Origin of the sequence: Silvanigrella aquatica (assembly GCF_001907975.1) — a bacterium.
Taxonomy (GTDB): domain Bacteria; phylum Bdellovibrionota_B; class Oligoflexia; order Silvanigrellales; family Silvanigrellaceae; genus Silvanigrella; species Silvanigrella aquatica.
Map to the genome: position 1 here is coordinate 2,387,628 of NZ_CP017834.1, position 21,080 is coordinate 2,408,707.

Below are 21,080 nucleotides of genomic sequence, written 5' to 3' on the forward strand. Positions count from 1 at the left end.
TGAGTATAAAAACAATGCCACTTTAACACCTACAACGTGTGGGGTATTAGGCTGTAAATCTGAAATTATACAAAATAATACAGTAATAAGTGATGTTATTTTTAGTGGTCAAGTCAATCCAAATAATAATACTTCTAAAGTAACAATTGAAGTTACAAACAGAAGCAATAATGAAGTCCGCTTTGTTACTTCAATTTGCTTACCAAGCAATGAATGTAAGTTTTTCTTACCCGCTCAGTTTGAAAACGCAAATTATGCTTATAATAATGGTGAATTTGTAAAACAAAGAGAAAAAAGAAATGCTTCGCCTTATAGGGAAACGCTTAAGTGGGTTGGAGGAAGTATGGTTGGAGCTTGGGTTGGGAGTCAGTTTAATGATTTTAATAATAATATTGGAAATATGCTTCAAAAAATCAATCAACATCGTCAAGATTATCTAGTGCGGGGGGGGGGTATTTCAAGAACTGGTGGTGGTTCATACCTTCAAGAAGCACATGGTGAATCTGATTTTCAGCAGTAATATAAGAAATGAAAATTTTAGAATATATCTCCTACTTAATTCTTCAAACAATTTTTAATTTTCTTTTATTTAAATTTATTATTCTTATTTTAAAAGGAAATTTTAGATCAATTGATTTATTAAATATATTTTTTAGATTTATTCTATTTGAATTTTTATTCTATTATATTTTTTTCATGCTAAAGAATTAGCATGAAAAATGCTTTTTTAAATAAAAAATAACTCAACCAATTAATGGAAATCTATAAAATAACTCAATAACTATTATAGGATAATTCTATGAAAATTGTAATTTCAATTTTGTCAATGTTTTTTGCAACATCGGTTTTTGCAAATAATCAAAATTTGAATATTGAAATATCTTCAATAGAAAATAATGGTCAGGAAGATTCTCATAACAATCGACGATCTAAAAGATGTGCTACTCGTAGCCCAGTATCAGGTAATTGTATACCTAAGCAAATATATGAAATTGAAGCCGCGTGCATAGCAACACTAAATAACCCAGCAGGCGCAAGTCCCGAGGGAGTTGGTTTATGCACTTCAATCATTCTAGGTTGCTGGAACCACCCTAGTGTATGTCGGTATCAAGTTTGGTGGGGATAGTGCAGGGCAGTACCTCTGGGGTGCAATGATAGTCTGAAAAAATCCTCACCAATTTTAATTCTCCCACAAAAAAAACTCCGCTTTCGCGGAGCCTTTTTTTGCCAAAGAACTTATATTTAAGAAAACAAACTGGGTGCAGGGAGTTAAAATTAGAAGCGGTAGTGTGCAAATGCTTTGTTTGCTTCTGCCATTTTATGAACGTCTTCACGTTTCTTAATAGCAGCACCACGGCGGTTTGCCGCATCGAGGATTTCGGCAGCAAGCTTATCGCGCATGGATTTTTCATTGCGTAAGCGAGAGTAGGAAATGAGCCAACGAAGAGCAAGAGCTTGCCTGCGCTCAGGACGAACTTCTACAGGGATTTGGTAGTTAGAACCACCAACGCGGCGTGTGCGAACTTCAACTTGTGGTTTGAGGTTTTCAAGAGCGCGTTTGAAGACAACAATAGCTTCTTCACCTTGAGCTTTTTGAGTTACAATTTCAATGGCGCCGTAGAATATTTTTTCTGCTGCGCTTTTTTTTCCATCTTCCATCATACAGTTGATGAACTTAGTGACTAATACGTCACCAAAGACGGGATCTGCTAATACTTCGCGTTTTACCGGGCGACGTCTGCGTGCCATAAATTAAATTCCTTTAAAAATAAGAGAAACTTCAAAGTTTCTGTGAAACCTTTACTCAAAAACAAAGCTTTTAACTTTATTTCTGTTTGATGTGTTCACCATATTGCAGGCAGGGAGCAACAAATCTCACCTCAGCGAAAGCTTACTTCTTGCCTTTTTTAGCAGGTTCAGCAGCCGCAGCGCCTCCCTTAGGACGTTTTGCGCCATAAAGAGAACGGGATTGGCGACGTTTTGCAACGCCTGTGGTGTCAAGTGCGCCACGAACAATGTGGTAACGCACACCAGGTAAGTCTTTTACACGACCGCCACGAACGAGAACAACGGAGTGCTCTTGTAAGTTATGGCCTTCACCTGGGATATAGGAAATCACTTCAATACCAGTCGTTAAACGAACCTTTGCTACCTTACGAATAGCAGAGTTTGGTTTTTTTGGTGTTGTTGTGTAAACGCGTGTACAAACGCCACGACGTTGTGGGCACTCTTTAAGTGCAGGAGATTTGCTGCGGTAAGGGTTTGGCTTACGGCCGCTTGCGACAAGCTGGTTAATGGTTGGCATACGAAACCTTTCCTTGTATGTAGCCTTTTGTTTTCTTTGCACACGGTTCTTTGGCATAAATAGTGTGCATAAAGTTGCCTTAGGCAATAGGGGCAAACAATAGAAAAGCTTCCCGTCAAAGTCAACTCTTTTTTCTAGGGAAAAAGCGCATCTGTTGCAGGAAATCGCGCAGGCACTTTTGGCAGCTAAAAACGCTTAAATTATTATAATATATTAATATTATTAAATAAAAATCCCCCTAAAAGAATTTGCTCATCCTTCCTTTGCAGGGCGCCCCAATGACATCCGCACCCCCTACTTCCCAAGCCAGAGCTCTTTTATGGGGCAAGTTGTGGACTCAAGTTTTATTTCTATATCAGTTACCTTAGCTTTAAAGAAACAAAACTCTGTTTCCTGTTACGGGGGCTACAATGGCAATGCAAACCTCAAATTCGGGTCTATTTTCTATAGGAGCAGTAGCAACTCCTCCTCAAAAAGAAAATAACCTTGAACAACAAGAACCCAAAAAAGGGAACAATAATAATGTTAATTTTGCAAATTTCATCGATGACTTATTTGCAAAATATAGCATGGACGATGAAGGCGGCGAGGATCCCGCACCTTTGCTTTTCAAAAAAAGTGATAATAAAAAAGCGGACGATTTAAACAATCTAATAAATTCTGTGTTAACACCCACATTTCCGTTTCAAAGCTCTCTACAAATGAATAAGGAAGACAATACCTCATTTGCATGGCAGCAACCTAAAGCAAGTTTTAATACCGAAAATAAAGTAGCAATAGATTTAAAACCCGTGGAAAACTTTTCCATAGGAGATTATAAATTTTATCCTATTTATCCAGAAAATATGAATATTTCAAAAGAGGAACAGCCAACACTTATCGATAAAAACGCGCAACCTTTAAATAACTTAATGAAATTTGATGCCGTGGATTTGAAAGTGATTCAAAATCCCAATATCACGGATAATAAATTCACAGCCTTTGATAAAATGAGCGTTCAACCAACTCCTATTGCATTGAAAGATTTGCAAAAGGGTGATTTGGTTTCTATAGCGCCTCTTGATAATAATAAAAATATATTTTTACCCTTTTCAAAAATGAATGTAGAAATACAGAATGCGATTCCTGATGTAAAAATGAATAACGCAAAGTTAGACAATAAAATAAATTTAAATAACATCAACTTATTAGAAAAAGGGAATCCGAAACAAGAAATTATTGATTTTGGTGAGAACTTTTTTGGGTATCCCGTTTCACACTTAGAGCAGGACAATAGCATAAAAACAGATTATTACTTATTTAAGAAAGAAAGCCTACCTGAGGGAGATAAGCAATTATTAATTGGTATTTTATCTAAAGATACCGATAATGATGCTTTACCAAACAATTTTGACTTAGGAAAACAAGGAAAACCCCTCCTTATAGGATATCAAGAAGACAAACCAAAATTTTCAAAAATGATGACTTTAACAGATTTAAAAAATAATATCGATAATTTATTTAACCGTATATTAAAAAATCAAAATGAAGATGATTTTTTAGGCGATGATCAACAATGGAATGGAAAAAACTTTAAACCCGCATTTTCAAATGCTCCAAAATCAATTTTTGATGAACCGCACAAATATTTTTTTAATGCTAAGGATTTTGAAAATAAAGATTTTTTTAGCAACGGTAATTTTAATAATATCAATTTTAAAGGTAAAAATATTGATATTAATCCAAATGCATTAAAAGCAATGGAAGATTTATTAAAAGCGAAAATGCAACAAGGATTTGGAAATATCAATTTTGAGAATGTGGATAAAGATAAAAAAGGACTTGACTTATCAAAGACAGATTTCATTCGTACCAATTTTGAGAAAGTAAAGTTCGAAGGTTTAAATAACAAAGAGAATAGAGAGGATTCTCCTTATTCCTTTATGTCCGACTCTGATAATAATAAAGATACACCCAAAAAAGAACTGGGTGAAAAATTATCATTAGAAAATAAAGGGATCTCTTTTGAAAAAGGCATCACACCTCATTCTTCATCTCCTATTGTGGTTTCAGATAAAAGCAATGCCGATTTTTCAAATACCATTATATCGACAGCAACACGCAGAGCAGTCGATCTCTCTAATCAATTACAAGCACGTGGCGGTGGTACAGCAAAAATTCAAATACAAGACGATAAAGTAGGCAGTCTTGAATTAAGTATTCATATGAAAAAAGACAATACCGTCAGCATGGAAATTAAGGCTTCGGATAAGGATTTAAAAAATATCCTAGAAAAAAATTCTGATACTTTAAGAAAATCATTGGACAATCAAAATATATCACTCACTGATTTTAAAGTTTCCACCATTGAAAAATCAATTCAAACAAACATGGGAAGTGCGGCAGGGCAAGGTTTTTCACAACATCAATCCCAACATAATGGTCAAAATGGAAATCTGAATAATCCTGATAATCCTCAACAGGCTTTAAATCAAAGTTTTTTACAGAATAGTTTTAGCAATGGAAGCAATTCTTTTTTTAAAAATCCTGAGTCCGATTTTTCATTTAATAGAAATCATATTCAAGATTACGTTAATAAAAACGTATCTTTTAAAAATGTGGAAAAAAATTCCATAACAAATATTCAACGCGGTGCAAATGGATCTATTAAAGTTTTAGTTTAATCATGGTATTTTTATTATTATTTAATAGTGGAGTGAGCTATGGATATTGGAGCAGCAAGAGGTCTTGCAAAAATACCGGAACAACCTTTAGAGCCACCGAAAAGTGCGGGACTCAAAATGGAAAAAGGCGATGAGGCTATTAATTTTGATGATATGATTTCCTCATCGAATCAAGCACGTCAGGCAGAAATTGAAAAAGAAAAAAATGAAGCCGGTGGTGATTTCCGTCTCGGTGAAACAAAAAATGATAGAGAATTCCGTCAACAGCTGGAAAAAGTAACAGGAAAGAAATTAAATACACCGAAAAACAAAATGGAAAGAGATGATTATTTGAATTTACTTGTAACTCAATTAAAGTATCAAGACCCTAGTAAGCCCATGGAACACTACGAAATGGCCTCACAAATGGCTCAATTTAATACCGTTGAACAACTTATGGGTGTGAATAAAGTATTAGCTGATATGAAAAAAATGCAAAATGAAGCTAAGGCTGAAAAACTCACTCAATATTTAGGAAAAGATATTGAAATACAAGGTAACAACGTCAGACTTTCTCCAGACGGCACCGCAAATACAATGAAGTTTGAACTCCCTTCAGCAGCTTCTAATGCCATCGTTGAAATTCGCGATGAGCATTTAAAAGTTGTGAAGAGCATTCATATGGGTGCCGTACAAATTGGCACAAATAAAGTAACATGGGATGGCACAAATGATAAAGGTAACAAATTACCAGGCGGTGACTACACATTTAGCGTATTATCATCAACGGAAGACGGTAAACCCATGACAGCAAAAACTTCATTCATGGCTAAGGTGGAAGGCATTTCTGATATTTTTTCAGGTGGCAAGTTAGATACAACCGTGGGCGCCGCCGATCCTTCCAAAATAATTGCCATCCGAAATCCTGAAGTGGCAGATGCAAATAAAGCGAATAAATCGCAATTAGCAGCCTATGCGCAAAATGGAGCACAAGTAGGGCAGCCACAAAATAAAGACCCCGGCGCCCAAAAACAATTAAATCCAAACGATCCCAATAATCCGCCCGCAAATCAAGGGATGAACAATGCTCCTATGAATTTAGGTAGTAACAATCCAAATTCAAGTTCTCCACAAAATTCAGATGCAAATACGGCAAAATCACCTTATGAAAGGGCTCCCTTAAACAATACAAAACCCTTAGCGGAAGCACGTCCTATTTTTAGCTCAACACCTCCTTGGGAACAAAAACCAGGAGCAAGCGCTAATGTAACAGAAGAAACACGATCTCCCCCAGCAAAAACAGTTATGAATTCAACACCTAAACCGCAGTCTAGTTTAGATGAATTTAAAGCCGCTCCTAAATACGGTGGCGCTCCCGCAGTAGCGGGAATCAGTGGCAGGGCGAATTAAGTTTAGTTACCTTATGAAAGGAATAGTATCATGCCAATAAATTATGCCTTATTTAGTGCGGTAACAGGTTTAGGAACAAACGCTGATGGTATGTCCGTTGTTGCCAACAATATTGCCAACGCAAACACCCGTTCCTTTAAAACAGACAGAGCTGAGTTCGAGGATATGCTCGCCGTTTCTTTAAATGAAAATTCACAACTAGGACGTGGTGCCCGCTTAAGAAATATTACAACACTATATAATCAAGGCGCCGTTACAAATACGGGACAAATTACCGATTTAAGCGTTCAAGGTGACGGATTTTTTATCATTAAAAGCGATACAGCAGAAGTAAAAGAATCTAACGGTTTATTTTATACGAGACAGGGAAGCTTTCGCTTTGATAAAGACGGTAAGTTAACAGATCCTTCAGGCGCCCGCGTTCAAGGTTACATGCCCGACCCCGATAGCAACAACCGCCTTTCCGTTAAAATGACGGACTTACAAATTCTTTCCAATATCATTCCACCTAGACCCACAAACATTGTGAATGTCGTAACAAACCTGGATGTACGTGATAAACCACCCGTAGACACCTTCGATTTGTCACGCCCTGCAGACACCTCAAACTTTGCCAGTGCCGTCACAATTTACGATAATTTCGGTAATGGAAGGCAAGCGGTTATTTATTATGTAAGACAAAAAAATGAAGAAGGTGAAAATAGAAATCTCTGGAAATGGTATGCTACTGTGGATGGTGGGGAAGTCAGAAGAGTCGGCAATAAAGACGGTATGGAAGAAGTCACTCCCCAAAGAGATGCCAAAGGAAAGCTCCTTCCTACGGTTATTAAGGAAGGCTCCGTTGAATTTGATGAAGATGGCAAACCCATTCTTCCCTTTAAAACCAAAGCGGGTATTCCTATTCAAATTGATATTATTGAAAAGACCGACGCCGCTCAGGTTGAATTTACCAACGGTGCCAGACCTCAACTTATTCAATTTAACTTAGGACCTACAATTGATGAAGATTTTGTCATCGGTACGCAAGGATCTACAAGCTTAGCAGCAAAGTCAGGAGTGGCTTTCCACTCGCAAGATGGCTACGAAGCGGGCTATTTAAAAACGATTAAAATTGACCTCGATGGCATGATCCGAGGAACATATACAAATGGCCTAGAACGCCGCCTCGGAGCGGTTGCCTTAGCTGCCTTTCAAAATAACCACGGCTTACAAAAGATTGGTCGTAACAATTACATTGCCACACCTAAAGCAGGTGAAGCCCGGATTGGTTTGCCCCAAACCATGTCCCGCGGAAGTATTTACTCCGCCAGCCTTGAGGAATCCAACGTCGACCTGGCGCAGCAATTTGTGGATATGATTTTAACCCAGCGTGGTTTCCAGGCAAACTCCAAAGCCGTCACAACGACCGACACCATGCTTGAAGAAATTATTAACTTAAAACGTTAATAGTTAGCAGAACCCCCTCCACCTAATAAATCCTGAATAGATTGCATTTCTCATTTAAGCTGCTAAATGTAGCATGTATTGTCTTACTGAAATTAATGGTAAGATATTGATATTACGTATTTTTATAGCAGTGTTGTCATGAATCAATTCTCACAAAGTAAAAACCTGTTTCAAAAGAAGCTCAATTTTGCTTGTTCCAATCCCATAAAAGGGATACTCATCATTTTTATGCATCTATGTTTCATTTTTTCTCCCATTTTATTATTTCATTACATTTCATTAAAAAATACATTATTAAACATTATAATAACGACTTTTTTTATATTTTTTAATGGAACGCGCATGAGAGCGCTGGGTAACATTATTCATGAATGCTGTCACTATACCTTTGTTCCTGGTAAAAAGTTAAATACCTTTTTGGGAAAAACACTCTGTACACTGGAACTGAATTGTTTTCATACCTATCAAAAAGAACATTTTTCACATCATCGTTATCTTGGAAACATTTTATACGACGAAGATTTTAAAATAAGACATAAACTGGGAATTTGTGATAAAAACCCATTTAAAATATCCCGATTTTTAAAAATCATTTTTTCACCTAAAAATTGGTATTTCTTATTTATATCCTCTATTAAATTAAAAATAAAATCATTAAAATCTCTCATTTTTTATACGATATATCTTTCTGCATTTATTTGTTTATGTTACTTATTTGGATTCCAACTTATATTTCTATTTATCATAATCCCTTTTTTAACAACATATCAAATGATGAAATTAATGTCCGATTTTCTCGATCATGGTGGACTTTATTTTAGAAAAGATGATGAATTTAAAACACGAAATCATTATTTTTCTATTCCCTTACTCAATTGGATTTTTTTTCCGCGCAGCGATTGTTTTCACTTAGTACATCATTTATACCCACGCTTACCGAGCAATTTTCTTTATAAAAAACATGAACACTTATTAGAGGAAAATGATAATTATAAAAAAAGAAGGCATTGTATTTTTTAAATTCATATTAAGGCCACAATAAATATTGGCTTCCTATGGGATCGCGACCTTCACGAATATAATGTGCTGCTGATTTTTCTTTTAATTCCACATCGTCATAAGGTAAAAAAGTATAATCACCATTTTCTTTTTTTATAGTTAGCGTATTGGGTTGTCTCTGATTTATACCCTTAATTTCTACTTTATCTCCAGAGTCCCAATCATCACCTTTTTTCCTTGCAATTGTGACATCATCCCCTTCTTCCATGTCGTGCAATTTAGGCGGAGGCACCCGACGGATAGTTTGTTTCTCTCCGTCTTTATAGTATTCAACAATGTAAGGCGTACGATCGTAGACTGGTAGAACCAATGATCTCCCCCTTGAGTGGGCACAATTTACCCATGGTTCCGTCGGCATAATTTGTTAAAGGCTTAAAAAATATGAAAATATTTAAACTTATTATCCTCTTATTGTTAAACTTTTTTTTATTTCCAATTTATTTCGTTTTGTATGTTTGTTGTCTTTTTCTATCCTTTTGCCCTATTTTTCCCACTAAAGTGGCAAAGGAAAACCTCAAGCAACGCTTGGGAATGAGAGGAATCAAAGCCCATTTTTTAATTTCTTTAGTTTATTTAGGGTATGTTTTCTATTTTTTTGAAGCTTTTTTCTTTGAAATATTTCATCTAAATATTTGTTTACATGAAAAAGGATTCAACTACGAACAACTTTTGCAGGGAATTCGCGAAAAATACCCTGACTCGCACAACAAAGGTATTGTCTATATTTTATCGCATATGGCCAATGTGGAAATGTACTCTATTCCTGTTATGGAAGAATATCGCAAAGGCAAGCACACTCAGGTTTACGCCTTGGCACAACCCTCCAAACTGAACTTTATCAATAAGCTTCTTTCCTGGTACCGGGTCCGACCAGGCATGGGCGTGATTTGGACAACAAAAAGTCTATTTTCTAAAATGGAAGAGGTCATCGTTCAAAAAAAAGCATCCTTTTGCATGCTTGTCGATCAAAAACCTAAAAGCGGAGGACTATTTATACGTTTTTTTGGAGAATACGCGGCTTTTCCCGTATCGGGACTTAGAATGTGCATGAATCAAAATTTGATTGTGGTTTATGCGGCTGCTTATCGTATTTTACCAGGTATTGTTAAGTTAAATATGCAATGCGGTAAAAATCCTCATCTGAAAAATGAAATAGAATTACCTCATGCACCTCATTATCTATCAACTATGGCCTTATCAGAAGCAGAATTATATCATAAAAATAGTATTAAAGAACGCGAAAAAGATGTCAGCTTAGAAATGTCATTTTTTGTAAATTGGATTGAACATCAAATTCGCAAACACCCCGAGCAATGGAGTTGGGATTATAAAAAATGGTCTCGAGATCCTGCCGGCAATTCTAAATTAATATAGTCATAAAAAAACTGGTAAGTTGTTAACTTACCAGTTTTAAGGTAATTATTAAATGATTTCGCGTCCTGCAATAGTTCCGGCAGTACGGCTAGAACAGCCACAAGTGCGGTTTCCTGCAGATTCAAACATAGAACCGCAAGTTAAACAGCGACGAACACGAACATGGATAGGAGAAAGTCCCGCAAGGCGTCTTGCGATGTTTTTTTGCTCAATATCCTTAATCACACTGGGAGGTAGTGTTTTGACGCGAAGACCGTTTTCAAACCTTTCCCCATTAGCTAACTCAGACACTTGGTTATTGGTAGATTCTTTCGTTGACACGATTTCTGGCTCACTTGAAAGAAATAGGGCACGAAGGTTGCGCTTAAACATAATCACCTCATATATGTGTTTAGGTATTCTTATACTTATAAGATGGGATCTTGGGGGGAAACCCCTTCAGAAGTTCAGAAGTTAATGGAGTTTATACAAATATTCTTTGATCTGGATCAATAACAATTATGATACATTCTTTATCCCCAAAAAAACGCATACAATACCGTAGTTTAGCCAAAACGTCCATGATATTTTTATTTTTTTTCTGCTTCTTTGCAGGATGCGTCCAATCTAAAAACGTACATCACCAGTTTTTTGAGGAGTTTTCGCAGTCTTTTTCATCAAAGTCCAGTAATTCACCATTTCTTTCGTATAACTATATAGATTTAAACCCATATGTAACAAATGGTCTTGTTTGGGCGCCTATGGTTTTACCCATAGAGCCATGGTTTAACATGCGAGAATCCGATCTTTTAATTGGCTATTGGAACGGACTCAACAACCCTATCTTGCCACCTGAACCTGGCAATTGTCGCATTTTAGACGACAACAATCTCGAAGAACTGCCCAAAGGTTCGTTAAAACTCATTCATTTTACTTCCGATCGCATCAATCCAGAGCAGGACGCCAATGAACTCTTCTTTTTATTAAGCCCCAAAGATCACAAACCCTTTGCTATAGTAAAATTAAACCCTTACGGTTTTGCTAGCTGTTTTATTTCACTTTTATCTTATCATATTTCCACAGGATATGGACAATATCGAAAAGAAATGAAAGTTGAAGACAACATACCCAATATTAAAGTTCCCTTTCCTGAAAATGTTTTTATAAAAATAGATCCCACGCCTCAAAATGGAATCATTGAAGGAGATACCTTACGCATTGGAAGAAATATTTCAGAACATGGTATTTCCTCAATAGTAGAAAATTATAATGAAGGACGTTTTTTAATTCCTTCTAAAATTAAAGATGATCTTTATGAACAAGGGAATTTTACAACAAAAAGCTTGGGTGTTGATGAATATTTAAAATCTTCTATATTAATTGGAAAAAATCCTTTTGAAATCACTTTAGAACCATCGTCATACAAATTTGCTATTTTTAGAAAAAACAAATTAATTTGTTTAAAAAGCGCCACAATTAAAGAATTTGAAATTTATGAATTAACTTGTCCTCAATTAATTAAAGATGAGTATGAATTTGAAGACGAATCAAAAAATTATTATCTAGATTCAACTTTTTTTCCATTCACATTTATAGAAGGAAAAGAATTTCAAAATTGGCTTTTTGCTTCATCAAATTATTTTTTAGCAGCTCCCTCATTTGAAAATCTAGATAATTTTTATAAGAAAGAAGATGACACTAATATAAAAAAACAATTTTCAATTGTGTATCAAAATCAAAAATCAAAAGAAGTAAAATATTTACCATTTACTTATTCTGCAAAAGCTGCATCTGAAATAAAAAAAGGAAGTTTATCTGAACTTTATTTAGGTGTAAGTGGAAAAATAAATTCTACATATATCACTCTACTCAGAAATAATCTTGAAAATAATTATTATTTAGGCGTTCCCTTAGGCGGGGCAGGTGAAGAAAACGTTGCAAAATACTCTGTTCCTTTTTCAAGTTATACAAAAATAATTAATTTAGTCCCCTCATTAAACTTTTTAAATTTGTCTAATATTCAAGCAACAAATGGGGCTTTATTTTATTTGTTCGAACCCATGACCCTGCCGCAAAATGAAGGGCTGTTATCGAGTTATGTACAACAACGTTTTCGCCTGAGAATTTCAATTCCGGCATGGAATTCTACTAATGTTGTCGAAATGTATATTAATGGTAAAATTCATCGTCGCTGGATTCTCGACCGTGGCGATATTTCAAAACCTTTTTCTAAAACATTTGAAGAAAATTTATCGGAATCAAATGCTTTTACGGTAAGGTGGGTTGCTTGGGGAGAAGATTTTCTTTCTAATTTTTTAACGGGAACAAACAACACTCTCCCATTTGCCATGACACGGGATTATTGCATAGATACCGTAGGCGATGGGATATGTCATGTGGAGGCAAATAAATGATTATATTTCGTCATAAATCACTTGAACAAGATTACTTAAATCGCTTCGATATTTTAAATAAAAAAAGCGCTTCTTTATATTCCTCATTAATTGATTCTACTCTTTTAAAACAAAGTTCTACGGATTCACAGATTATTGAACTCTGTCAAGAAGCTTTACAAAATTCCTTTAGAGCCGTCTGCGTTCCACCAAACTATGTCGGTTTAGCAAAAAAAATCCTGCAGAATTCTAATGTAAAAATATGTAGTGTTGCTGCTTTTCCTCTCGGATATTGCAGCCTCGATACAAAAATATTTGAGATTGAAAACTTAATCCAAAACGGCGCCGATGAAATTGATTTTGTTCAAAATGTCACTTTGGTTAAAAATAGTAATTTTAGTGAATTAGAAAAAGAATATAAAACCATTGTTTCTGTCGCAAAAGATAAACTTATAAAAGTAATATTGGAAACAGCCCTACTCTCCGATGAAGAAATTTATAAATGTTCTTTTTTAGCTGCCCTTTCTGGAGTTCATGTGGTAAAAACATCGACGGGATTTTCAACTCGGGGAGCCTCCTTAAATGACATTGAAGTTATTAAAAACGCACTGTCTAAATACCAAAATGAAACAGGTTACTACGTAGGTATCAAGGCAAGTGGAGGCATTCGATGTTACCAAGACGCTGTTTCTTTTGTCCAAGCAGGAGCAACCCGATTAGGAACCAGTGGCGGATTAGCCATTATTAACGAAAAAGAAAATCTTTCATCTTACTAATTTTTTTATAGGAATTCTCTATGGAAAATAATACCGAATTGAACCATAATGCAAATTCAGAATCTTATTTAAACAATCTTAATATTTTAACAATTATTCTTGGTATTGCTGGTTTTTTTGTCTCATTATATGCACTCGCTATCCATTTGCAACTCAGCACAAAAGGCGGGGCTCAAATCTGTGATTTCAATTCAACAGTAAATTGTTCCAATGTGATTGGAAGCTCTTACGGTTCCTTTGCCGCCATTCCTTTAGGTGCATATGGAATGACATATTTTGCCATAATTTTATCTGCTTCATTCATGCCTAAATTGGCAAAAGTAAGCAGAAAATGGCTTGCCTTTTGGGAAATGATTATTGCTCTCGTAGGTTTTGTTGTTGTTGGAATACTCATTTATATTTCTTATAATATTTTAAAAATGATTTGCCCAACTTGTTCTATTATTCATGGAATTGTTACTTTGTATACTATTCAAAAAATAGTCCAGTTTTTTAAATCGAAAAATGAACCCAACCTTCCTAAAAATGATTCCTTTTTAAGGCTTATGGCTGTTTCCTTATGCCTTGGCATACCGCCACTTGCCATTGGTCTTATTTCTCCTCTTTTTGCTCATTACTTCATCAAAGAAACCCCAGCGAATCAAAGCAATGCGAGCAATAATACAACCAACTCAAACAATCCCGATCCCTCAAACTTAACACCAGCACACCCCCCAGAAAGTGCTATGTTAACTTTTAATAAAACAAACTTTGTGGGCAATGGTGAGGATTACCGTAGAGGCGATGACAATGCAAAAGTCATCATTCAAGTATTTTCAGATTTTGGATGCCCCCACTGCCGTATTGCTACCGATGCGATTATTAAGGCACAAGATACTGTCGGGCATGATAAAGTTTTATTTGTTTACCGCTTTTTTCCTTTAAGTAACAAGTGCAATCCCTACATTCCTGGAGAAGGAGGCTATCCTTACGCTTGTTCCCTTGCCGAAGCCGCACGCTGTTCAGGACAACAAGGTAAATTTTGGGAATTTAAAGCTTGGGCGTTTGAAGGGCAAACTTGGAGCGACTCAGAAAGAGCACAGAAATTTTCAATGGAAGGGTTAAAAGTACAGGTGACTACCTTAGGTATGAATGCAGAATCTTTTGCACAATGTGTGCAATTAGACACCGAATTGCCAAAAATTAAAGACGATGCTGCCCTTGCAAATAAAATGGGGATTATGGGAACACCTCTCATTGTTATCAATGGCATTCAATATGATGGTCCTCATTCCCCAGACGCTTTTATGCAAGCTTTTCAACAAGCACTTAGCAGAGTGAATTAAAAAATTCTTAAAAAAGAAATTATTTACAACTTTAAAAAATTAAATTAACACTCTACACCATATTAATAATAATTTAATATTAATATGAGCTTTATATTTTTTAATAAATTAAAATAAGAGGTCTTACTTTGAAAAAAATCTTTAGCTTATTTGCCATAATTTCATGCTTTCATTCCGTTTCTTATGCCGACTGCTTTATATTAAGTGAAAATAATAAAAATATTATTAAAGAGGGTGATTGCGAGACAGCTTACACCCCGGCATCCACATTTAAAATACCAATAAGTTTAATTGGTTATAATGAAAAAATTCTAAAATCGGAAACCCAACCCAAATTAAATTTCGAGGAAGGTTATGTCGATTGGCTCGATAAATGGAAACAACCACACGATCCAAAGTTATGGATGGCAAATAGCTGTGTCTGGTATTCTCAATTGATTACAAAAAAAGTGGGAATGGACAAATTTAAAAAATATATGAACGATTTTAATTACGGTAATAAAGATCTCTCTGGCGATAAAAATAAAGATAATGGTCTCGAACGTGCCTGGCTATCAAGCTCCCTCGAAATTTCTCCAGAACAACAACTTAATTTTCTATATGGATTAAATAACAAATCATTAAAAGTAATTGATTTATCTTATAAAATGACTCAAAATATTTTATTTAATGAAGCACTAAAAGACGACTGGAAACTATATGGAAAAACAGGAAATGGAAATGTATTAAATAGAGATAAAACTCAAAAGACAGAGCGTCAAGTAGGTTGGTTTGTAGGGTGGATAGAAAAAAAAGATCGTAAAATTATGTTTGTTCACCTTATTGTTGATTCCGACAAAAAAGACTCCTATGCAAGTTTACGTTCAAAAGCAAAAGCTAAAGAAAAATTAGAACACTATTTAAAGAATAATTAAATTATTATTTTGCAAGAGCTGCTACTCCCACTAAGCTTTTAATATCATCGTCAGTAATAGAAATTCCGGCACCTACAAATGGGAAAGGCTTGTTATATAACACAAGTCCATCGACACCGCCCGTAACAAAGAAATTTGGCGTGATAAATACGTTTGAAAAAGCTTTAATATTAAACGCGCCTTTTGTTCCATATATTGTATCGGAAGGAGTAGGAGCACCACCAAACTGAGAAAATTCAAAAGTTGTTACAAATTTATCGTTAAATGCGTAAAAATCTGTAGCAAATCCTCCAGAGTTGGCAAACATACCAAGACGTAAACCTACAAATCCAAAGCGCTGTGCAATTTGCAAATTAAAGCGTAAATTAGAAAGATTTTCAGGCGTATTTTGCTGCACATTTGTCGTTGTCGTATTTCCATTTGTTGTCGATGTTGTTGTTGAATTTGTTACCTGTCTTCCATAGGGAGCATTGGTAATACCAAGCAAATAATAACGATCAGGACGAGTAGCTAAAGTAACATTAAACTCATTGACGAATTTATCTCCCGTTTCTGCATTTTCAAGGCGATATTCTGCTCTATCCATTATAGTTAATTTTAATTGTGAAATAGGTTTAACGACATCTTGAATACTTTTTAAAGTTGCTTTTACTTCGTCTGCAGTTTCATCTTTTGCTATTAATTGCCCTAAAGTACCTTCACCACCTTCAATTTTAGTAGCCATTCTTTTAATTGATGCTGTGGCTTCATCTACATTGGCAATAATATTTTCAATACGCTCTCTGTTTTCAGGAGTTGAAATTTGTCTTAATTCCGTTGTAAATGATTTCATATCAGAAATAATTTGATCAATTTTAGAGTCGTTTCGTGCAATTAAATTAGAAATATGAACAGCACTATCGCGAATTCCTTTAATGGCCTCTTTAATATTTGTTTTTTGTGAGGAAGTGATATCGCGCAGATCGCTTGTCATACCCTCAATATTTGTCACAATATTGCGAATGGAATTTTCACCATCTTTGGTTCCTAATACGTTAGCTAAGTTACCGCTAATTTTTTTAATATCATTAGCAATCTGATTTAAACTAGCCATCAGGGAGTCCATATCGTTGGACTCAGAATTTCGTGGCATGAGATCACCGGAACTCATATAGCCTACACCCTGATAATTACGAACAACTTCAATATAAACATCACCCAAAATTCCACGAGATCGGATTTCAATAAAAGATCCTTTAGGTATTTTGAGATCTCCATCCACACTAAAATTAATTCGCGCACCATCTTGTAAAATTTCAACTGAGGTGACTTCACCAACCTGAACGCCCGAAGCGCGCACCTGGGTTCTTTCTGCAACCCCTTTCACGTTATTTAAAACAGTATAATAATGTTGTTTTTTAGATGAAAAGGGATTTCCCCCAAGCACAACAGCAGTCGTAGTGAGAACTACGGTTCCCACAATTGCAAACAAACCAACTTTTACTTCCGAGGACAAAGACATGAAAACTTAACCCTTACCTGCCACAGATGGCATAAATAAATATTAAATTAAGCTATAGGAACTTCCAAAGGACCATTTCTGCCGCCGGTAAGAAATTGTTTTACAAGATCGTCTTTACTAGAGCGAAAGTCTTCTGGTGTTCCTTGAAAGTAAATTTTCCCTTTATGCAAAAGGAAGATATACTCAGCGATACTCATTACAGATGTGATATCGTGGCTCACCACAACAGAGGTTATACCACTCATTTTCTTTTGTGTGCTATAGATAAGCTTGTCAATCAGATCGGAGACAAGAGGATCCATACTGGTTGTAGGTTCATCGTAAAGTAACAATTGAGGTTTTAAAGCTAAAGCCCTCGCTAAGCCCACTCTCTTACGTTCACCAATGGAAAGTTCTGGCGGATATTTATTTTCTATTCCAGGCAAACCAACCAACTCGAGCAATTCGGAAACTACATTTTCAATTTCTATTGCAGATAATTTCAGATGATTTTGAATAGGAAAAGAAACATTTTCAGAAATAGTTAAGCTATCGAATAAAGCACCATCTTGAAAAAGAATTCCTATTTTTTTACGAACTTCAATCCATTCATCTTCTTTAGCATTTTTCATTTGCACGCCATCGATCCATATTTCACCAGAGTCGGGCTTTAATATTCCAATAAAATGCTTTAAAGTAACAGATTTTCCTTCACCACTTCGTCCAATAATAAATGAAATCTTGTGTTTTGGAATTTCTAAATTTAACCCATTTAAAACATGATTATTTCCAAAAGATTTTTTTACATTAATTAATGATATAATGCTATCATCATGAGACATTTTTTATTTACCTTACCTGGAAAATCGTAATTATAAAATCTCCCACCAATATAGAAAGCAAGCCCGCAACAACAGCACTTGTTGTCGCTTCGCCGACGCCTTTGGCTCCCCCCTTTGCTTTAAACCCTTTGTAGCATGCGATAGATGAAAAAATAAAACCAAATACCGTGGCTTTTACAAGACCCTTTACCACATCACTCCAATAAACAATCCATTTTAATTGCTGCATAAAAGTCATGGTGTCAACACGATAAAAAAGCACCGCAACAAGGTAACATCCAATGACGCCAACGAATAAAAAAATTCCAGCTAATATAGGCATCATAATTGTACTTGCTATAACCCTAGGAACAACAAGGTAACTAATAGGATTTACACCCATAGCTTCCATAGCATCAATTTGCTCATTCACACGCATAGTTGCAATTTCTGCAGCCATGGCAGCTCCGGCGCGTCCTATAACAATAAATCCACACATCACAGGACCTAATTCTAGTGCTAACGATTTTCCCGTTGCCGCTCCCATTAATCCTTCAGCACTAAATAATTTAAAAATAACTCCCAATTGCAACCCTAAAACAGCTCCCACAAACAATGCTGATATAAATATAATTGTTGAACTTTTATTACCTACAAATTCTAATTGTTTTACAATAAGGCCAATACGAAAAGGGGGTAAAAAAAACCATCTGAATACATCTTTTATAAATATTAAAAAACGGCCAAATCCCGCAAATAATTTAATTAAAAATAATCCAATTGTTTCTGGAATTTTTAAAATTTTTTTCATAAAGAGGTTTTTCCTGTTTTTTGCCTAATGATATCCCCTAAATTAGATAAATCGGAGAGTCTTAATTCGTTATCTAAATCTAAACTTGCTGAAAGAGGGATTTCAATAACATCCACAGAAAATTCAGATAATTTTTGACGAACTTTATGCTGTGTTGAAAAATAACTTGCTAAATAATTAGCAAACATTTTTTCATTGGAATTTTCAGAATACTCCTGATCCAAAAATTTATTTAATAGTTCTTCATCTTTTAAATTTAAAGGAAAAGCTCGATTTATAATGGCTAAACTCGGATTCATTTTCATTTGATTTAAAATTCTTCCAATTTCTTTTGTAACAGCTACAGCATCTTCACGAATAGAACTCACTAAAATAATATTTGTTGAGTTATGCTTTAACCATTTTTGTGTATATTTCAGACGCTCTAATGCCGTAATAAAAACTTTGTCTAGCATAGTCAAAAACTCACCAAAATTAATGATAAAATTTCGACCACCAACCAACGCTAAGCCTTCTAAAATTTTTCGAGCGCCCGACTTAAAAGCCCATGCCACAATGTTGGGCTTTTCTTGAGCACTTCCAACAAACCATTTTAACCAATCAATAATTTTGCTGTCTAAAAAAGAAGATACTTTTTCAGGTTTCGCAATAAAATCTATGGCATGAATTCCAGGTGCCGTATCAATGACCAATTCCTCTACATCGGGATATTGCTCTACCCATTCAGCTACACGAATTGCGGCTAAGGTGTCTATAGCTGTGGCCATTTTACTTGAAAGAGCGACATAATATGGATTTTGAAATAATTTCGTTTGCTCCTCATTTTTTATTCCTTTTTCTTCAACCCAACGCGCTAAACTCTCACCAATATGTAAAATAGCAGCACGTAATTCTCCATCCTTATTTTGCAAGGGAATCAGAGTTCCTACTTCAGAGAGAGCACCCACTCCTAAAGCAGATTGCAGTCTCTTGGCGGGATCAATACTCAATAGCCCCACTTTTTTCCCTGAATTTGCTAATGAAAGAGCAAATGATGCAGAGAGTGTTGTCTTCCCAACTCCTCCTGCACCCAAAAATATGTGAAGCTTTGGAAAAACAAAGGACATAAAAACCTCAACAAATATTTGTTACTTTAAGATATGGAAGAAAAATAATTAGATAATGCTTCAATAATTTGTAAGGGAGATTCAATTTTTTGCAATAATTCAACATCAGGCAATGACATAATGGGAAGCTGCTGATTTGTTTTTGCAGTAAAATCATTCACCCATTGTGTAAGTTTATTTTCATATAGATTTCTTTTGTTGAGCATGGATAATATAAGATCAATTTCTTGTTTAGATTCTTGTTGAGTCAAGCTTGATTTTAAATTTAAAAACCATTCTTCATGTTCCGCCCTGCTTAACTCTGGAAAAAATTGAGCGTTATTCGACTGATTGACAATAACAGCTAAGGGAGGACGCTGCATTTGCGCTGTTAATTTAGGTATAGATTCGAAACATTCCTCAATGGGAAGCTCTTCCGGTAACGTAACAACAAAAAAACCTGTTTTTTCTTTGTTCATTAATAATTTTGTAACCCGCTCACATTCTGCTGCCAAAGGCCCTGTCATACCTAAATTTGCAACGGCAGGTGCAATTCCAAACAATGAAATACCATGTCCTGTCGCAGGAGAATCAACAATAACACGATCGTAATGATAACCCTTTTCTTGTTGTGCTAATTCAACAAGCCAGAACAAGCGACCTAAAAAAAATAATTCCTGAACTCCGGGAGCGGCATGTATAAGACGTTGCACATGGCGATTTTCTATGACCATAGCATAAATTAATTTCATTTTTAAATGATCGACAAAATACTCTCGAATAGCATCGGAAGCAGAATAATTCATCACTTTGAAACCACCTGGCACAGCTGTTTCTTTGTGATGACATGGAGACATAGAATATAATGGAGAAATAGAGTCTTTTAATGACCATTGAACAACAAGGACTTTTTCGCCTTGTTTTGCAAAATAGGAAGCTAAAGAGGCAGATACTGTTGTTCTCCCTACGCCACCTTTACCAACAACAAATAAAAGTTTTTGGCTGATTTGTTTTAAAGGAATCATGCCTTAAACTTTTGGGATATCTTTGTGATCAACATCTACAACTTGTGTTTGGCTTTGTGAAGACGGAGATTTCAATTGCTTTTCATCCGCATTAGAACTGTTGAGTCCTTTTTTAAAATTTGAAATGCCTTCACCAAGAGATTTTCCAACAGATGCCAAGCGACTTCCGCCAAATAACACAATAACAATACCAAAAATAAGAGCAAGTTCACCAAAGCTAAAGGTGTGCATAACC

The 21,080-nt window shown here is 35.3% G+C and carries 21 protein-coding genes; 11 read left to right on the forward strand and 10 right to left on the reverse strand.

Annotated features, from left to right (window positions below):
* Both AXG55_RS14875 and AXG55_RS10095 read left to right on the forward strand, forming a co-directional pair.
* Positions 1-520 (forward strand): hypothetical protein (locus AXG55_RS14875; protein WP_233231142.1); only part of this gene is annotated, 520 nt, incomplete at its 5' end.
* 279 nt (positions 521-799) lie between these two features.
* Complete coding sequence (locus AXG55_RS10095; RefSeq protein ID WP_148698000.1) at positions 800-1,126, forward strand: hypothetical protein; 327 nt, start codon at positions 800-802, stop codon at positions 1,124-1,126.
* A gap of 149 nt (positions 1,127-1,275) precedes the next feature.
* Here the strand turns inward: AXG55_RS10095 and rpsG are convergent, their stop codons facing one another.
* Together rpsG and rpsL are read right to left on the reverse strand one after the other, a co-directional pair.
* Positions 1,276-1,749 (reverse strand): 30S ribosomal protein S7, encoded by a 474-nt coding sequence (gene rpsG / locus AXG55_RS10100; RefSeq protein ID WP_148698001.1) that lies wholly within the window; start codon positions 1,747-1,749, stop codon positions 1,276-1,278.
* A 142-nt stretch (positions 1,750-1,891) separates the two neighbouring features.
* Complete coding sequence (gene rpsL, locus AXG55_RS10105) at positions 1,892-2,305, reverse strand: 30S ribosomal protein S12 (protein ID WP_148698002.1); 414 nt, start codon at positions 2,303-2,305, stop codon at positions 1,892-1,894.
* 410 nt (positions 2,306-2,715) lie between these two features.
* On the opposite strand from rpsL, the gene AXG55_RS10110 reads away from it, so the two are divergent.
* The 4 genes from AXG55_RS10110 (at position 2,716) to AXG55_RS10125 (ending at position 8,823) form a co-directional block, all read left to right on the forward strand.
* Positions 2,716-4,968 carry a flagellar hook-length control protein FliK gene (locus AXG55_RS10110; protein WP_148698003.1) on the forward strand — a complete coding sequence of 751 codons (2,253 nt, stop codon included), beginning with the start codon at positions 2,716-2,718 and terminating at the stop codon, positions 4,966-4,968.
* Positions 4,969-5,007: 39 nt separating this feature from the next.
* Positions 5,008-6,357 carry a FlgD immunoglobulin-like domain containing protein gene (locus tag AXG55_RS10115; protein ID WP_148698004.1) on the forward strand — a complete coding sequence of 450 codons (1,350 nt, stop codon included), beginning with the start codon at positions 5,008-5,010 and terminating at the stop codon, positions 6,355-6,357.
* Positions 6,358-6,387: 30 nt separating this feature from the next.
* Positions 6,388-7,803 carry a flagellar hook protein FlgE gene (locus AXG55_RS10120; RefSeq protein ID WP_148698005.1) on the forward strand — a complete coding sequence of 472 codons (1,416 nt, stop codon included), beginning with the start codon at positions 6,388-6,390 and terminating at the stop codon, positions 7,801-7,803.
* Positions 7,804-8,031: 228 nt separating this feature from the next.
* Positions 8,032-8,823: a fatty acid desaturase family protein gene (locus AXG55_RS10125; protein WP_233231143.1), complete on the forward strand. Its 792-nt coding sequence runs from the start codon at positions 8,032-8,034 to the stop codon at positions 8,821-8,823.
* 7 nt (positions 8,824-8,830) lie between these two features.
* Here AXG55_RS10125 and AXG55_RS10130 read toward each other — a convergent pair whose 3' ends face one another.
* On the reverse strand, positions 8,831-9,172 hold the full coding sequence (locus AXG55_RS10130; RefSeq protein ID WP_148698007.1) for a hypothetical protein: 342 nt from the start codon (positions 9,170-9,172) through the stop codon (positions 8,831-8,833).
* A gap of 221 nt (positions 9,173-9,393) precedes the next feature.
* Between AXG55_RS10130 and AXG55_RS10135 the strand changes: the two genes are divergently transcribed.
* A complete protein-coding gene (locus AXG55_RS10135) occupies positions 9,394-10,236 on the forward strand; it encodes an LpxL/LpxP family acyltransferase (RefSeq protein ID WP_233231144.1) in 843 nt (280 codons plus the stop codon).
* Between the two features lie 48 nt (positions 10,237-10,284).
* Here the strand turns inward: AXG55_RS10135 and AXG55_RS10140 are convergent, their stop codons facing one another.
* A complete protein-coding gene (locus tag AXG55_RS10140) occupies positions 10,285-10,608 on the reverse strand; it encodes a hypothetical protein (protein WP_148698009.1) in 324 nt (107 codons plus the stop codon).
* A gap of 128 nt (positions 10,609-10,736) precedes the next feature.
* On the opposite strand from AXG55_RS10140, the gene AXG55_RS10145 reads away from it, so the two are divergent.
* From AXG55_RS10145 to blaOXA, 4 genes are all read left to right on the forward strand, one after another.
* Positions 10,737-12,629, forward strand: a complete 1,893-nt coding sequence (locus AXG55_RS10145; RefSeq protein ID WP_148698010.1) for a hypothetical protein — start codon at positions 10,737-10,739, stop codon at positions 12,627-12,629.
* The gene (gene deoC / locus AXG55_RS10150) at positions 12,626-13,384 is read left to right on the forward strand and encodes a deoxyribose-phosphate aldolase (RefSeq protein WP_148698011.1); all 759 of its coding nucleotides are present in this window, start codon (positions 12,626-12,628) and stop codon (positions 13,382-13,384) included. Before AXG55_RS10145 ends, deoC begins: the two co-directional genes overlap by 4 nt.
* A 20-nt stretch (positions 13,385-13,404) precedes the next feature.
* Positions 13,405-14,709 carry a vitamin K epoxide reductase family protein gene (locus AXG55_RS10155; RefSeq protein ID WP_148698012.1) on the forward strand — a complete coding sequence of 435 codons (1,305 nt, stop codon included), beginning with the start codon at positions 13,405-13,407 and terminating at the stop codon, positions 14,707-14,709.
* Between the two features lie 128 nt (positions 14,710-14,837).
* Entirely contained in the window at positions 14,838-15,623 is a 786-nt protein-coding gene (gene blaOXA, locus AXG55_RS10160) for a class D beta-lactamase (RefSeq protein WP_148698013.1), read from the forward strand.
* Positions 15,624-15,627: 4 nt separating this feature from the next.
* On the opposite strand, the gene AXG55_RS10165 is transcribed toward blaOXA, so the two are convergent.
* Genes AXG55_RS10165 through AXG55_RS10190 form a run of 6 tightly spaced genes read right to left on the reverse strand, consistent with a single transcriptional unit; the run spans position 15,628 to position 21,076 of the window.
* On the reverse strand, positions 15,628-17,124 hold the full coding sequence (locus AXG55_RS10165; RefSeq protein WP_148698014.1) for an MlaD family protein: 1,497 nt from the start codon (positions 17,122-17,124) through the stop codon (positions 15,628-15,630).
* Positions 17,125-17,171: 47 nt separating this feature from the next.
* Positions 17,172-17,945 (reverse strand): ABC transporter ATP-binding protein, encoded by a 774-nt coding sequence (locus AXG55_RS10170; RefSeq protein WP_148698015.1) that lies wholly within the window; start codon positions 17,943-17,945, stop codon positions 17,172-17,174.
* Between the two features lie 7 nt (positions 17,946-17,952).
* Positions 17,953-18,735 carry an MlaE family ABC transporter permease gene (locus AXG55_RS10175; RefSeq protein WP_148698016.1) on the reverse strand — a complete coding sequence of 261 codons (783 nt, stop codon included), beginning with the start codon at positions 18,733-18,735 and terminating at the stop codon, positions 17,953-17,955.
* Entirely contained in the window at positions 18,732-19,841 is a 1,110-nt protein-coding gene (locus tag AXG55_RS10180; protein WP_148698017.1) for an ArsA family ATPase, read from the reverse strand. Before AXG55_RS10180 ends, AXG55_RS10175 begins: the two co-directional genes overlap by 4 nt.
* Positions 19,842-19,867: 26 nt before the next feature.
* On the reverse strand, positions 19,868-20,845 hold the full coding sequence (locus tag AXG55_RS10185; RefSeq protein WP_148698018.1) for an ArsA family ATPase: 978 nt from the start codon (positions 20,843-20,845) through the stop codon (positions 19,868-19,870).
* Between the two features lie 3 nt (positions 20,846-20,848).
* Positions 20,849-21,076, reverse strand: coding sequence for a Sec-independent protein translocase subunit TatA/TatB (locus tag AXG55_RS10190; RefSeq protein WP_148698019.1), 228 nt, complete (start codon positions 21,074-21,076; stop codon positions 20,849-20,851).
* Positions 21,077-21,080: the final 4 nt, after the last annotated feature.